10 protein-coding genes and 1 riboswitch are annotated in these 14806 nt (G+C 63.5%); of the genes, 4 read left to right on the plus strand and 6 right to left on the minus strand.

Annotated elements, in window-relative coordinates:
- Positions 1–2 precede the first annotated feature (2 nt).
- The 4 genes from ABJF10_RS00150 to ABJF10_RS00165 all read right to left on the minus strand — a co-directional run bounded on the left by ABJF10_RS00150 (position 3) and on the right by ABJF10_RS00165 (position 6965).
- Entirely contained in the window at positions 3–929 is a 927-nt protein-coding gene (locus tag ABJF10_RS00150) for a hypothetical protein (RefSeq protein ID WP_348542472.1), read from the minus strand.
- 223 nt (positions 930–1152) lie between these two features.
- Positions 1153–3093 carry an AsmA-like C-terminal region-containing protein gene (locus ABJF10_RS00155; protein WP_348542473.1) on the minus strand — a complete coding sequence of 647 codons (1941 nt, stop codon included), beginning with the start codon at positions 3091–3093 and terminating at the stop codon, positions 1153–1155.
- A 159-nt stretch (positions 3094–3252) separates the two neighbouring features.
- Positions 3253–5073: an amino acid permease gene (locus ABJF10_RS00160; RefSeq protein WP_348542474.1), complete on the minus strand. Its 1821-nt coding sequence runs from the start codon at positions 5071–5073 to the stop codon at positions 3253–3255.
- 74 nt (positions 5074–5147) lie between these two features.
- Entirely contained in the window at positions 5148–6965 is a 1818-nt protein-coding gene (locus ABJF10_RS00165) for a universal stress protein (RefSeq protein WP_348542475.1), read from the minus strand.
- A gap of 91 nt (positions 6966–7056) precedes the next feature.
- A riboswitch (cyclic di-AMP (ydaO/yuaA leader) is annotated at positions 7057–7204 on the minus strand.
- Between the two features lie 100 nt (positions 7205–7304).
- On the opposite strand from ABJF10_RS00165, the gene ABJF10_RS00170 reads away from it, so the two are divergent.
- Both ABJF10_RS00170 and ABJF10_RS00175 read left to right on the plus strand, forming a co-directional pair.
- Entirely contained in the window at positions 7305–7691 is a 387-nt protein-coding gene (locus ABJF10_RS00170) for a nuclear transport factor 2 family protein (protein WP_348542476.1), read from the plus strand.
- Between the two features lie 181 nt (positions 7692–7872).
- On the plus strand, positions 7873–8823 hold the full coding sequence (locus ABJF10_RS00175) for a GNAT family N-acetyltransferase (RefSeq protein ID WP_348542477.1): 951 nt from the start codon (positions 7873–7875) through the stop codon (positions 8821–8823).
- A gap of 61 nt (positions 8824–8884) precedes the next feature.
- On the opposite strand, the gene rsmA is transcribed toward ABJF10_RS00175, so the two are convergent.
- Positions 8885–10261, minus strand: a complete 1377-nt coding sequence (gene rsmA, locus ABJF10_RS00180) for a 16S rRNA (adenine(1518)-N(6)/adenine(1519)-N(6))-dimethyltransferase RsmA (protein ID WP_348542478.1) — start codon at positions 10259–10261, stop codon at positions 8885–8887.
- A 180-nt stretch (positions 10262–10441) separates the two neighbouring features.
- Here rsmA and ABJF10_RS00185 point away from each other — a divergent pair, with 180 nt between their 5' ends.
- On the plus strand, positions 10442–10786 hold the full coding sequence (locus ABJF10_RS00185) for a hypothetical protein (protein WP_348542479.1): 345 nt from the start codon (positions 10442–10444) through the stop codon (positions 10784–10786).
- A 54-nt stretch (positions 10787–10840) separates the two neighbouring features.
- Positions 10841–13606, plus strand: a complete 2766-nt coding sequence (locus ABJF10_RS00190; protein WP_348542480.1) for a hypothetical protein — start codon at positions 10841–10843, stop codon at positions 13604–13606.
- 5 nt (positions 13607–13611) lie between these two features.
- Here the strand turns inward: ABJF10_RS00190 and ABJF10_RS00195 are convergent, their stop codons facing one another.
- Complete coding sequence (locus ABJF10_RS00195) at positions 13612–14709, minus strand: DUF697 domain-containing protein (RefSeq protein WP_348542481.1); 1098 nt, start codon at positions 14707–14709, stop codon at positions 13612–13614.
- Between the last annotated feature and the right edge of the window lie 97 nt (positions 14710–14806).

Here is a 14806-nt window from a genome sequence, read left to right on the forward strand (position 1 = left end):
TCCTACCTTGTATCGGCTGGTGCCGCCTTGTGGGGGCTTGTGGGAAGGGGTGTTTCCCGGCCTTCGGCGGCTGAATTTCTGGCGCCCCTCCCAGCCTCTTCACCCTGTGCCGCTCTCTGCTCACGCCGGAACCGTTCCTGCAACTTCTCCACCGCGCGCTCCAGTTTCTTCCCCGTGGGCAACATCCCATCGAGGCCGAGGTCGCGAAAATCCGCTTCGTTGTCCGCGAAATAATCGCGGATCCATTCTGCGCGCTCCGGGGTGAGCGTACCCTTCGCCAGGCCGTGGAGGTATTCCCCGAGATAGGCCGTGATGCGGGGGAGCGTCGCCACGACCTGCCGCTTCTTGTGTTCGAGCTCGGCCACATAGCGTTCCGTGCGGGCGGCTTCCTGCTCCTCTTGCCGTCGCTCCTGTTCCTCGTGCCAGCGCTCCTGGACGATCTGTGTGCGCAGCCGCTGGTGATCGCCCCGGCGCAGCCGCGCCAGCTCGCGCGTGATCTCCAGCATCTGCCGGATCCGCGACGGCCCCTTTTCGCCGTCTTCCGCCTCGCGGAAGAGTTGCAGCAGAGCCAGCGCCATGCGGTCGCCCACCCGGTCCAGCAGCGAACTGCGGTCTTCCGTTTCCGCGATTTCCTCCTGCAAATCGGTCGCTTCCACCAGGAAATCGCGAGCCCACGCCTGGTTCTCCTCGCGGCGCGCCCACTCGCGGTAGCCGCCCCCTTTCCAGGCGCTCAGGTTTTGCTGGGAGATGGGCCGTCCCTCGAAGAGGTCGGCCAGCACCTGCTGCACTTCCGGCAACGCGTTGAGCCAGCGCACGAGGCGCGGCTGCGGTTCATTGTCGGCCAGCCGTTCATTGAGCTGGCGGCGGATCTCTCGCGGCAGGCGGGCGATTTTACCGAGACGGGCGGATTCGAGGTCAGTGGTATTCATGCGACCCATTGTGCCCTCCTTTCCGGAAAAAGTGCATTGGCCCATTGGCTCTGTTGGCTCCATTGCGGAAAATTTCACTCGGCGCGCCGCAAAATAGGGCCACGGCGGGATTTTACCGCAGAGGGCGCAGAGGGATGAGAGAGGGCCGCAGAGGGAAAAAGGCTCTCCCTCTGCGGCCCTCGGCGTTACTCACGCGGAGCGGCTATCGTTGGTTGAACACTGGCTAGCGGTTTTGACCGGCGCGCGGCTCGGGTGTAGCACCGGGGCCGATGAGCTTCTCAAGCAAGTGACCGGGTAATTTGACGCCTTCCTTGAGAGCCTTCGCGGGAAGCTGGGCGGCGCCCGAGACACTTCCGCCGACGATGCCCACCGGACCCATCGGCTGGACCTGGATCTGATCCAGCGGGCCGCTCACCTTCATTTCCAGGGCTTTGGTGATCGGACTCGTGACGATACCCACCACGCCGCGCAAATGTCCTTCGGCCCGGCCGTCCACCTTGCGCCGCACGAGATCCACCGTGCCCGTGCCCGTCACGGTGATCGCCTCACTATGCGCGGTAAAATCCGTGATGTCGAAGACGCCATTCGTCGCGGAGAACGTGGACTTCAAATGCCCAACGCCTTTGCGTTGAACGTTCGGAGAAAAGGCGGAGAACAGCGCGTAGGTCTCATCGAGCAAGGGCACTTTCACGACCGGTGCATTCTCCAGTCGCACGCCGCCGGAACCGGTCAGGTGCGCGGGCGAAGCGCTGAGCGTGCCGTGGTAGTCCAGCGAGAGCACCGCGGCGTCGAGTGTCGCGTCGCGCGCGTCGATCCACGGGCCGACTTCCTTCATCTTCAGCCCGGCCAATTCCACCCTGGCCTGCCGGAGATCGCCGTCGGCATAGGCGCCGCTGAGCGTGAAGTGTCCGCCGAATAGGTTGCCGGACATGCCAGTGAGCTGCCAGGTATGGCCCTTGAAAGCCGCGCGTCCGGTCAGACGATTGATCGTCAACGGTCGCGTGCGCAGCGTGAGCGTGAGGTCCGCCGGGCTGAGGAGTTCCAGCGAACCCAGGCTCCAGTCGGGGCCGGACTTGCCCTCCCGAAAGGCGAAGTTTTTCAATTCCACCTCCGGAAAGGAGGTCATGCGGATGGTGGTCGGCAGATAGGGAACCACTGCCGGAAAATTGCGGGCAAAGGCCAGCAAATTGGCATTCCCTCTCACGCTCGAAAGCGTCAGCGCTCGCGCCGCGCCATCGTAGCTGCCCGCGATGGAATCCTTGCGGCCTCCGTCGTCGGCCAGTCGGCCTGCGATCAGGAGTGGCGCTTTGTCCCAGTCTTTGCGCGAAGCAGTCAGCGTCGCCGTCCCGGTGGCCAGTTGCAGATTGGCCGACAAGTGGAGATCGGACGAGGTCAGTTGGGCCTCGACGGCGGCTTCGCGCAGCGGCACCCCGTGCCATTCCAGGGATTTTCCGTTGCCGGTCAGTTGGGCCTGCCACGGGATGACGGGGGACTGTTGCAGGTCGATCGAAAAGTTGCCGGCGATATGGAACGGTCCCGTCCTGGGCTTGATGTCCAGGGACTCCTGAACCGCGCGAACGACACTGAGATCCACGGTGAAATCTCCTCCTTTGGGAGCGGACTTGTCCTGGTCCGCCTTGAACAGAATGTTTCCCTGGAGGGCCCAGGCCACCGGTCCATTGTTCGCTTGCAGGCTCGAAACATCCACGCGTCCCGGCTCCAAGGTGACCTTCGTGCTCACGTTCTGGAAAGTCACTACGCCTGCCGAGTCATGCAATTTCACCAGCGCGCCATTCGCCCGCCAGTGGCTGATCAAGTGCCGGGTTCTCCAGATATTGCGCCAGGGGAAGGTCACACTCAGCGTGCTGACTTCGATCACGGGTTCATTCCCGCGGGCGTTTCGGTAAAGGGTCACGCCTTCCAGCGAAAGTCCCCGCCACGGCACCCACGAGCGTTTCTGATAGCGGGGATAGACGCCATTCACGTTGAGCTGCTGCACCACGGCCGCCTCGACACGGGAAGTAATGGGCGCGAGCGAGAGCCAGCCGACCGCGCCCAAGATGACTGCCAGAACCAGCAGCCACCAACGCCCGCCAGGCCGGCGGCTGTCTTTTGCCGGGCGCTCCTCTTTCGCTGGCAGTGTGAGATCGGGTTGGGCTGGCAAGAGAGCGCAGATCTTTGGGAAAAAGCGACGTATCGGCGAGGGGCAGGGGAATGTAAACGGATTCCCTCCGCTGACACGATCGACCTCGCCGACCGTCACATCCGAATCGTTTCTCTGGCGCCAAGTGGATGCGCGAAGCGGCCCGCCCGTCTCGCTCCTCTAGCTGTGGATGATGAGCTGGATGTCCTCCGGCAACCCGCGGGCGACTTCCTCCACCACGTTCCCCTTGAGCAGCCGCGACATGGAGAGGCGGTGCGATGCGCCGAGCATGAGGAAATCCACGCCCATCGTCGCCGCGAGGTCGAGAATGGTTCCCGCGGGATTCGTGCTCACCGCATAGACCGGCAACACATCCACGCCGACCTCCTGCCCGAGCTTGAGCATCAGGGACATGATCGCCGCGGCTTGCGGATCGTCCTGCCAGCGCGCCCGGCCCACATTCTTGTCCGCCGCTGCCGACATGTAAACCACGGCCAGCTCCTTCACATAGAGCACGCACAGCGTGGCCTTGCGCAGCCGGGCCTCATCCAGGGCAAAGCGCAGGACCGGAGTGATCCCGCGGGCGGAAACCATGATGCGCTGCCCTTCCACCATGTGCGGGCGCAGCCGCTCGATGGCCTCGGGCGAGACGAGGTCGGCGATCTCGCGCGAAACCGTGAGCGTTTTGATGCCGGTGAGCTTGTGCGAGTAGGCGCGCACGGCGAGACCCAGGCCGACGACGCAAATCGCGAAGAAAAGCGCGTGCGAAATGGTATACGCGATCGTCAACCAGACCCCCGAGAGGATCACGGATGTGAGGCCCATGATGATGCGCTCAAACCAATGCAGGTTGAGGCTCAGGTTCGTCGTGCAGGAGCTCAGGTTGACCGTGATGGCGCCCACGACCCCGATCGCGTAGAGGCTGGCCAGCGCGTCGAAATCCTGGGTGATCGCCAGGATCAGCACGGGCAGCACCGCGCTGAGAATCAACGGCACCGTCGGCACGCCGTAGCGATTGAGCTTCGTCAATTGCCGCGGAAATTCGCCATCCAGCGCCATCATGTAAATCACGCCGATGACCGCGACGATGGCCGTATTCACCGCGCTGAGCAGCAACACGCCGAAGACGATGCCCACGATCCAGCCGAACATCTGCCCCATGGCCGGGCCGGCGAGGAGAGTGGCGTTGTGGTCGCCCAGGAAGCGCAACATGTCCTCCTTGTGGGCCACCAGGTCATTGGAAAGCGAAGGATCAATCGACAAGACCGCCCAGCCCAGCAAGGCCGTGCCGAGGACCACTTCCAGCGCGACCACGAAGAGCGCCTTCGACGACGTCTTCGTCACGATCGGATGCGCCGGATCGGAGCCAGGGTTCAGCTTCATCACGCCCGTCATGCTGGCGATGGCTTCCACCCCGCTCAGCGCCAGGATTACCTGCACGAATTTCGTCCACGTCGCGCCAAAACCACCCTCCGGCCAGTGCAAATGGGCCGTCGTCAGGTGCGGCACGCTGATCGCGAGGATCGCGAAGACGCAGATCACCGTGGGGATGGCCATCGCGATGGAAAGACTGCCGCTGTGCTTGGGGCCGAAATAATTCACGACGCCCAGCACCAGGACCGTGACCATGGTGATCGGCGCGATCACCCCCTGCGGCACACCGAAATAGCTCATCGCCGACCAGCCGCTGAGCGCCGCTGTCACGAGGAAATTGGCGATCAGCAAGAGCGCGCCCACCGCCGCCAGCAACCGGCTCTGTAAACGCGCCGCGGAATAGACGCCGCCGCCATCGGGAAAATTGCGGCAGACGACGCTGTAGTTGTATCCCACCAGCGCGGTGAGAAAGCACACCGCCACGATGATCGGTAGCGAAGCGTAGCCCGCCGCCGCGAAGGCCAGGCCGATGACATACGCCTTGCTCGTGCCCCAGTCGCCGTAGAGCAGGGCGGCGGCGCGTGTCCATTCGACGTTGCGGGGACGATGAGCGTCTGTGGTGTGCAAAGCGGTTCCGGGAAAGGTGGCCGCCTATTTGCCGCGCACGGCGGGCCGCGTCAATCGTGTTCCCGCGTCGGGCATTAGGAATACACCAGCAATGGAATCTCCTCGGGCAGCAATTGCGAAATCTGCCGGATCACATTGCCGCGCAGTGCGCTGATCAGGCCCGACCGTTTCGGCCCGCCGAGAATCACCCGCGAAGCACCCACCGTGGCGGCGATGTCCACGATGGTGTCCGCCGGCGAATCGCTCACCGCATAGCAGGGCAGCACCGTGTGACCGTCCGCGAGGTCGCTTGCCTCGGTGAAAATCCGCACCGCCTCGGGGTCCTGCTGCCATTTGCGCCGGCGATCGCCTTCGGCCAGCACGGGCTGCTCGCGCACATAGAGCAGATAAAGCGGCCGGTTCGTTTCCCGGGCTTCCTCGATGGCAAATTTCATCGTGCGCCCGGTCCCGCGGATGGCGCAGAGCAGGGGAGCGCCCGTGGCCGTGGTGATCTCGTGCTGGAATTTCGGGATCGGCATCGTCACCGTCGCGATGGCCGGGGCCTCCGCCTTTTCCTTGCGCTTCGCGTGCTCGACGGCGAGGCCGCGCAGGATGAGCCCGATGGCGAGAATGGTCACCGCGAAGACGCGTGCCGCCGGCTTGTCCACGAAGAGCGAAATCTCGATCACGAGCATGATCAGGAACGTGATGAACATCATCACCCGCTCCCAACGGAACAGGCCCAGTTTTCCATCCGTCGCACTGGCCCCGAGATTCGTCGCGATGGCGCCGACCACACCTACGGCGTAGAGGTCGGCCAGACCCGCCATGTCCTTCACCGCGATCACGAGGACCATGGGAATGATTGCGGCCACGACCATGCCGGCATTGGGCACGCCGTAGCTGTTGAGTTTCGAGAAAACCGGCGGCAGCTCGTGGTCGCGCGACATGAGGTACATGATCGAGATCAGCGCGCCGATGGCCGTGTTCACTGCCGAAAGCAGCAGAAAGCCGAATACGATGCTCACCGTCCAGGCCGCGATGTGCCCCGCCACCGCCCCGAGCGAATTTCCCACGAACACCTGCGCCATGTAGCGCAGCATGTAGTCGCGCACGCCTTCCGCGCCGGGTGCATTGACGTCGCCGCCGGCCACTTCCAGGCCGGGCAGGGCGCTCATGGCCAGCCCGAGCAACGCGGTAAAGCCGCACACCTCGAGCGCCACCACGATCAGCGCCTTGTTCGAGGTCTTCGTCACCGAGGGCTTCGCATCCGAACTGCCCGGATCGAGCTTCATCACCCCTGTGGAATTGGCAATCGCCTCCACGCCCGAGAGCGCAAGTACGATACCCACGAAGCCTTTCCAATTCTCCATGAACCCGCCGTGCAACGGCTGGAGATTATGGATCGCCGCGCCCATGTGCGGCAGGGCAAATGCCCCGAGGATCACCACCACCAGCATCGTCGGTACCGCGACCAGGAAGGCCATGCCGCCGGTGTGCTTCGGCCCGAAATAGTTCAGTCCCCCGATCAGTAGGATCGCCCCAGCCGCGAACATTTCCGGATGCCCCACGCCGAGATACTGGAACGCCGAGAGGGCGCTGATCGCCGCCGTGACGATGTAATCGGCAATGAGCAAAAACGCGCCGACGATCGAAATGATCTCCGAGCGATGCCGCACGCTCGCGTAGACCCCGCCGCCCTCCGGGTAGTGCTTGCAGAGGATCAGGTAATTCATGCCGACCAGCGCGGTCAGCGCGCACATCGCCGCGATCAGCCAGAAGGAGCTGTATCCTGCTGCGGCGAAAGCCAGTCCGACTACATAGGCTTTACTCGTTCCCCAGTCGCCATAAAGGATGGCCGCCGCGCTCTTCCAGTCGACGTTGCGCGGCCGTTTCGTTTCACTAGCGATCATGAGTTAAGTGCTGTCGCCATGTTGCGGGACACGGCGGTCGATTTTCCCTGTCGAATGCAGCGTGCGCGGCCCCTCGCGGAGCTTCGCAATCCCTGCCTTGGTGTAGCGCTGCCGAGGTTAGCTGTCGGGCTGGGACGCACCAAGTGTCCCCGGCGCCGCAGCGCCGTTTGCCCCGTGCCCTTGCGGGCGGTTGGGTTCCCCGGTGGCCTGCACAGCAGGCCATTGAGCGAATAGAAAGAACTACCCCTTATTTGTGGTGGGCGGCAGTACAAGTCAATGCTCGAGCTGTTTTACCCGGCACCGTTCCTCTGTATAATGCCTGCCCAAGGCTCCCATCCTATGACCAACATCGAAATCGTTCAGGAGATGTACCGCTCTTCTCGCAGCAAGGACTACGACGCCTTTCGTGCTATCTGCGCGCCCAACATCGAGTGGATTCAGATGCCCGGTTTCCCGGGTGGCGCGACCCGGGTCGGTCCCGAGGCGGTCATTGCCGGAGTCTTCCAGGGAAACGACGACCGCTGGGAAGGCTTCGGATTCGATATTGCCGAGTACCTCGACGCGGGATCGCACGTCGTGGTGGTCGGCACCTACCGCGGCACGCATCGCATCTCGGGCAAATCGTTCACGGCGGCGGCCTTGCATCTCTACGATCTCCGGGACGGCCGGATCTCGCGTTTCCGCCAGTTCACGGATACCAAAGTCATCTCTGACGCGCTGCCGTAGGATTGCCTACAAGGCAGGGGCCCATGGCGGGCTGAGTTGGCCCGGTTCTGGCTTCGTCATGGGCATCTTCCGCCGCACCGATGTTTCTTCCGTTTCCAGATCTTCATATGACCAATTGCCCCGCTTCCCGTGCTGGTCGATGATGAGTCCCGGAACCCCTTCTCTTTCTGCCTCCCGCGCCATGTCCACTCTGAAAGAATCTCCCACTTACGATCAGGCGGCTGACGCCTTTTGCCGGCCGGCGATGTTCGATGACTTGCCCAATCTCGCGAATATCCATCGGCTCGCCTTCTTCGCCGCCATGCCGGAAATGCCGGTCCTGCACACCCCGGAGGAAGACTTGAATTTCTACGTCACCAGCGTGTTTGCCAGCGCCGAAATCCGCGTGGTCGAATTGTCCGACACCGTCGTGGGTTTCATCGCCTTCCGCCCCGGCTGGATAGACCATTTCTACGTGCATCCCAGCCGCCAGCGCCGCGGCCTGGGCGCCCGTCTGCTCGCCCAGGCTCAGGCCGCCTCCGATACTCTTCACGCCTGGACCTTCCAGTGCAACGACGGAGCCCGTCACTTTTATGAAAAGCACGGCTTCCGCATTGAGCGGCAGACCGATGGCTCGGCCAACGAAGAGAAGCAGCCCGATATCCTCTACGTCTGGCAGCGGGGTGATGCCTCCGTCGCTGCCCCGCCGGAGCCCGATCCGGTCGTCGTCCGGCGGATCCAATCGGCAGATGCGCCTGCGGCGGCGAAGTTGCTCACCGCACTGGGTTATCCCTCGGATGCCACGCAGGTGGAGCGGCGGCTGGCGGCCGGTGCGAAGGGCGCGGACACCGCCGTCTTCGTGGCGGAAATTGCCGGGCGTATCGCCGGGCTTTTGTCCTTTCATTGCATCCCTTTGTTTCATGAGGACGGGTGTCTCGGGCGCATCACGAGTCTCGTCGTCGCCGACCAGTTTCGGCAACGCGGCGTCGGCCGGCAGTTGGTGTTGGCGGGCGAAGAGTTTGGCCGGGCGAACCGTTGCGTGCGCATCGAGGTCACCAGCGGCGACCATCGGCCAGAGGCGCACGCCTTCTATGAACACCTCGGCTACCAGAACGACTGCCGGCGATTCATCAAGCACACGCCCGGGGCGTAGGTAAGCCGTGAGCGCCGCGCTCCTGCGCGGCTCCTCCCCCTCTCGCTACCGTGCAGTCGGACTAAACTTCAGCCCGGAAGAGCCTCCAGCATTCCAGGAACCCGGTCGCAAAATCCTGCGGGCGCGCCGTGGTCCAGCGGTCGATCTGCTCGAGCGTGAAGAAGCCGCCGCCATCGAGCTCCGCGGGATTGAGCCGGAACGGTCCGTCGTGCTGCGCGCGATAGAGGCGCACATGTTCCCAGCCCGTGGCCTGGCTGGGCGGCAGCGCGCCGATCTCCTCGACGGTGGCGTTCACGCCGAGCTCTTCCTCGATCTCACGCGGCGCGGTGTCGGCGTAGATGTCGCCGGCATTGACGTGCCCGGCCGCGCTGGAATCCCAGCGCAAGGGATGCGTGTCTTTCCACCGCGAGCGCCGCTGCAGGAACAGGTCGCCGTGCTCATTGAAGACAAAGATATGCACCGCCCGATGCAGCAGCTTTTGCCGATGCACTTCATGACGCGAGAGCTGCCCGGTCACCCGATCCTCCGCGTCCACTACGTCGAAGATCTCTCCATGCACATCCTGCGCCGCATGCTCCAGTTGTTGGGCGGCTGTCCCACCCGCTGGGTGCTGGCCTGCCGCCCCACCCGACGCCGTGGCGAAATTCGTTAGCGCGATCCATTGCTCCAGCGAAAGTTCTTCCGCCCGCGTCGTCTCCTTCACTCCGAGATGTGCGCACAGCGCCAGCCAGTCGAGGTTGGCATCGGCGAGATTCTTGCGCAGTTGCTTGCGCCGCTGGGCAAAACCCATCTTCACCAGTCGCGTGAAAAGCACCCCATCGCAGGCCGGTAATTCGCCCGCGGGCCGCGGAGTCAGCAGCACGACTCCCGATTCAATCTTCGGCGCGGGCATGAACACACTTCCCGGCAACGTGCGCAGATACTTCACCTTCCAGCGCCGGCCAATGAGCAGCGTGAGCGCGCCATATTCCTTCGTCCACGGTCCCGCCGAGAGCCGCTCGGCCAATTCCTTTTGCAGGGTGAAGATGAGGGCGCTCACCGGGCTTGGCTCGCCGGTAAACCCGAAAAGAATCTGGCTGGAAACGTAATAAGGCAGATTGCCCAGCACCTTCACCGGCCCGCGCGCAAAGAGATCCCGCACGTCGAATTCGCTGGCATCGCCATGCACGATCTCGAGCGCCGGAAACCGGTCGCGCAGGAAACCGGCGAGTCGTCCATCCTTCTCGATGACGATCCCATTCTGCGAGCGGGCGAGGGCATATTCCGTGAGCGCCCCGAGCCCCGGCCCGAGTTCCACCCACGCTTCATCAGGCTGGAGCTTGAGCTGCGCGACGATCCAGTCGGCGAGATTCTGGTCGTGGAGAAAATTCTGGCCGAGGCTCCGGGTGGGCTCCATGCCCAATTGGTCGAGGCTGGCCTGAATGGTGGAAAGTTTCATGAACGGAGGCGCATTAGAGCGCGTTCCGGCGTCCTTTGCAAAGGCTGGGAGCCAGTTTGGTCACCAGAAACAATTCCTGCCTTTCTCACCGCCTGATTTCCGCTATTGTTCCGCCGTGAAAAGGGAAGCCGCACGAGACGGGGGAAGCCAGCAACCGAAAATATTTGCCCGACTAACGCGATGAACCACCCGGCCCCAAAACCCATCCTGCTCGCGGCTATCCTATTCTCGCTCGGCTCGCTGGCCCGCGCGGAGGTTCTCGATCTCGCGCCGGATTTGTCCCCGCCGGCCCGCGTGGTCACCTTGGGTGAGCCGCCGCCCCCGGCGAATCCGCGGTGGATTCAACTGCGCATGGACTTCGATGCGCTTTTGCCGGCACGCTTGGTAGGCTGGCGGGACTATTCCTTTAGGGCGGCGGAACCCGTCATGGGGGTATTCAGGATCGATTCTTCGGCTCCGGTGCGGAACGACTCTTTCTCGAGTGGTAATGCGCATTTCAATTTCAACATCGACTATCAATTCTGATCCACCCCCGTCCCGGGCGAATCAGATTCGCCAGTGACCCTTCCCCCCGGAATCATGTGTTACCGCCATCGGCCCACCCTCCTGATCGCGCTCGCCGCACTGGCGACGTGTTCTATCGCGGCCCCCGCCGCCCGCGCGGATGGGGTGTCCGATGCGGTGGCTTGGTACGACACGCTTGGCTACCCGGACGCCAAGACCCTCCCCTATGTGCGGGTCGCGACGGGGTTGTATACCATCAGGGGAAACAGGCCTCCCGAGAATCGCTTCGTGGAGGGATTCCTCACGGGTGAAGAGCCCGAGGGGGGCTTCACGGTCTTCGTTTGCAGCGTTTCCGATTTTCAGGATGGCTTCGGAATGTCTGAGCCGTATCCGCCGCTCACCACCGTCCGTTTTGTGCGCAAGACCGACGTGCCAATCCACCAGCGGGTGGATTACGAGGTGCTCGATTTCCCGAAAGTCGCCGCCGATGTGCTGGCCCGCGTACGCGACGTCGCTTCCGGGCCGCAGGACTACAAGGCGCGCGAGGATACGTTCTCCGCCCGCTATCCCGGGTTGCGGGGGTCTTTTGATTTGCAATGGGGGAGCCCTCTTTCGCATCGGGCGCGCATCTTCGCCTTCGCCCGTGCCTGCCAGCAAAAGGGACTGGCGGACACCGCAGCCGCGCTGTTCGACGCCTGTGCGAATATTCCCGACGAGCAAACTGGGAAGATCAATCCGGCATTGCTACGCGACGCCCTCCAGCAACAGATCGGCGAGGAGTTGTTGAACCGGACCGAGGCGGAATTTGGGAGGCCGGCCATTTCCCTCGCGGAGTTGTTGAAGAGGTATGAACCGTTCGCTGCGCGTTTCCCCGCGAGCCCGAGGGTCGCCTACGCGCAAGAGGCTGCGGATCTTCTGCGCAAGATGATTGCCGAGGAAGCGGCGCATCATCCCAAGCCGCTCGACCAGATGTCGCCTGCCGAGCAGGTTGCGGAGAATATCTATCAGTTGCGCAATCTGGGTTCCGCCTATTGGGTCATGAATGAAAAGTATCCGCTCATGGCCACCCAGCGTCATGGCGCCAAGGTAATCACGATAATCACGCCCGTGCATCGATTGGTGGATCTCGGCCCCGTTGCCGTCCCGCAATTGATTGAGGCCCTGGACGATCGGCGTTTCACGCGGTTCATCGAGCCGAGGTTCAATTCATTGGGCAGGGAGACCGTCAACCGGGTCGGTAATGTAGCTCAGAGAATTCTCGAATTCATGTCGGGCCGGAGCTTTTACCAGCGTCGAACGGACGCCGGGAAACCGATCGGTAAGACGACGCGACAGATCGCCGAAGACTGGTGGGCAGAAGTGCAGGGCAAAGGAGAGAAAGAAGTTCTCATCAAGGCCGCCGCCACCGGTGACCAGGCGGGCTGCGCCGCAGCGCGCAAGCTGGTTGAGAAGTATCCGGACGCGGCGATTGACGCGATCGAGGCGGGCATCCGCGCGTCGACCCGCGAGGGTTATCGTGGGGAGTTTGTCGAGGTGGCTGGCAAGCTGCCGGGGGACATGCCACTCGCCTTCCTGAAATCCAAGCTCGCGCCCAGTAACGGACTCTATTCGCAGGTGCATGCAGCGGAGGCGTTGTTCAAGGGCGGTCACCCCAAGGAGGCCGTGCCGGCCATGATCGAGGCCTGGCGAAAAATCCAGCCCCGTCTTTCGACGGATGAAGCGGATGCTTACGGCGAAGTCGGTGGACTCATTACGTTTCTCGCCACGAGCGGCGATGCGAAGGCGATCGAAGCGCTCGGTCGGGATGACCAAAAGGCGCCGGTCGATGTGCGGCTGGCGGTGGTGCAGGTGTTTTTGCCGTTTCCGAAGAACGGCGGGGGCTTCGGCCTCGGAAAGACCGTGCATGCGCCTTCCAGTCCGAATGATTACATGGCGGCTCTGCCTGCCGGGGAAGCGGGTGCCGCCATCGAGCGCCTGCTCATCTCCGCCCTCGACGATGCCGAGCGGCGCGTGGGATTGGAGGGAATTTACAATGAGTTTTCCTACGCGGACCCGCGGGTTTGCGATATGGCCGCCCTCGTTTTGGCGCAACGCTGGCCGCAGAAATATCAGTTCCAATGGGTGGGGACTTCGACCGATTGGGATGTCCAGATTGCCCGGCTGCGCAATCAGTGGCGTTCGGAAAACGGCCTGCCGCCGCTATCGCCTCCGGTTCCCGTGACTATTGCCCCGGCTGCGGAGTCAGACCTGGCCCCCGTGCTGGATGCTTTCGCCGCGGCTGGCGATGCTCCTGGCCGCGCCGCCGTCACGGCGAAGATCACGAACGCGTTCGGACTGGGCGCCCTGCCTGGGGTGCGGACGCGTTTGGAGAAATCAAAGAATGAGTCTTTTCGCCCGCTGGCCATTAATCTCGCGAGCTTGGTGCGGGAGGTGCAGATTGACGCAGCTGCGGGAACATCCGGGATCGACGTCTCCCTCCAAGGGCAACCTTTGACTGGGCAGCGACTGGATACGCTCGCCCACGAGTTGGAATCCACCCTACCCAAAGACATGCGCACGGTGACCTGCATCGCGGAGCGTGCCGGCGACGGAACCGGATTCAAAGTATCGATCCGGTGGATCGCTGGCGAAGCGAAAAAGACGCAGGGGTGGAGCCGCAGCATGACGGTTCGCGCCGGCGTCAAAAATGTGTTCAACACCAACGGCTGGGCGGCGGAAGGCGCAGTGGCGAAAGAAGCGGTCTATCGTGAGATGGTCAATGCCTTCGAAAAGGCGCGGCGGTCGGAACTGGATGGGCCGCTCTTTGTCCGCTTTCGCATCCAGCGCGGCAGCGCCGAGTAGACAACTTACTCCTTGAGCAACTTCGGATCTTTCTTCCGCTTGCGGAAAATCCCGCGGGCGTCTTGCAGGGAGACGCCTTCGATGAAATAAGCGACGGCCGCGTGGCCGACGGAGTAGGTGCCGGCCCCCGCGACGGCTCCAGAGATGGCGTTGCCCCAGCCGGGAAGAAATTTCATGGCGGCGCGGGTGCCTTCGCGCAGGGCCAGGCCTAGGCCCACATTGGCGCCGACGGCGGTCATGAATTCGGCGGCGAGCTTCGCGCTCATCTCGCGTCCGCTGATGTGCATGATGCCCGCGACCATGGTGGCCTGGAGCGAGGTGAGGACGGGAAAATCGGCGAGCGGAATGGGCTGTGTGCCGATGGCGGTGCAGATGGCGGTGATGGATTTGATGATGACCTGCGCGATCTGCTTTTGCAGAACACGGTTGCCGGAGAGACGGGCCATCTCGAGCTGGGCTTCACCGGGGAGTTCGATGGCGATGAGTTCGGCGAGGCGCTGGCCGGCGGCATCGGCGGAGAGCGCCAGGGTGCCGACCATGCGGGCGCTCAATTCCGGGCGTGTATGGAGGACGGCGTGGAGTTCCTGGCGCGCGGCCTCGGTGTCGCTGCTGGTGCCGGGCAGGAGCAGGCCGAGGAGTTTCGGCGTGGCGCCCTCGCGCGGGGTGACGACGGGCAGGAGTTGCGTGGTGTGATCGAGGTCGGCGGCGAGAGTGTCATCGATTGGGCCCACCGGGCGCGCGAAGACGAAGAGGTCGGGCGCTTCCTGGGTGAGCGTATCGCGCAGCAGGGGCAGGGAGATGGGACGGCGCGCATCGAGCAGGCGCAGGCTGCCGCGCCCGGCGCGGCCGATGGTTTGCCAATGGCCGTCGCTGAGATTCTCCTCGCCCGGACGGAACACCTCGGCGCCAAACAGCGCGGCGAGCAGTTCCGCCTTCCCCGCGCCGTTCGGTCCCACGAGCACGATGCGCGGCGGGCGTTGCATGAGGAACAGCGTCTTGATCGGTGTGATCTCCCGCAGGATCGGCGTCTGGAGGCCCTGCGGCAGCCGGTTCACGAGGGCTTCGAGTTTTTCGTAGAGCGGGAGAAAGGTGGAAGGCTTCATGCAGGGCGAAAGGGACGAGGTCGCGGGAAGATAGGCGAGGTTGTGGCGGGTGCAATCCGTCGAGGTCAATTCATCGCGCGTCGGACTGAATCATAAC

Origin of the sequence: Chthoniobacter sp. (assembly GCF_040003245.1) — a bacterium.
GTDB lineage: Bacteria > Verrucomicrobiota > Verrucomicrobiia > Chthoniobacterales > Chthoniobacteraceae > Chthoniobacter.

Bases quoted from the DNA above. Each gene is read 5' to 3' on its own strand.
- ABJF10_RS00150 (WP_348542472.1), bottom strand. From the start codon at position 929: ATGAATACCACTGACCTCGAATCCGCCCGTCTCGGTAAAATCGCCCGC.
- ABJF10_RS00165 (WP_348542475.1), bottom strand. From the start codon at position 6,965: ATGATCGCTAGTGAAACGAAACGGCCGCGCAACGTCGACTGGAAGAGC.
- ABJF10_RS00170 (WP_348542476.1), top strand. From the start codon at position 7,305: ATGACCAACATCGAAATCGTTCAGGAGATGTACCGCTCTTCTCGCAGC.
- ABJF10_RS00175 (WP_348542477.1), top strand. From the start codon at position 7,873: ATGTCCACTCTGAAAGAATCTCCCACTTACGATCAGGCGGCTGACGCC.
- rsmA (WP_348542478.1), bottom strand. From the start codon at position 10,261: ATGAAACTTTCCACCATTCAGGCCAGCCTCGACCAATTGGGCATGGAG.
- ABJF10_RS00185 (WP_348542479.1), top strand. From the start codon at position 10,442: ATGAACCACCCGGCCCCAAAACCCATCCTGCTCGCGGCTATCCTATTC.
- ABJF10_RS00190 (WP_348542480.1), top strand. From the start codon at position 10,841: ATGTGTTACCGCCATCGGCCCACCCTCCTGATCGCGCTCGCCGCACTG.
- ABJF10_RS00195 (WP_348542481.1), bottom strand. From the start codon at position 14,709: ATGAAGCCTTCCACCTTTCTCCCGCTCTACGAAAAACTCGAAGCCCTC.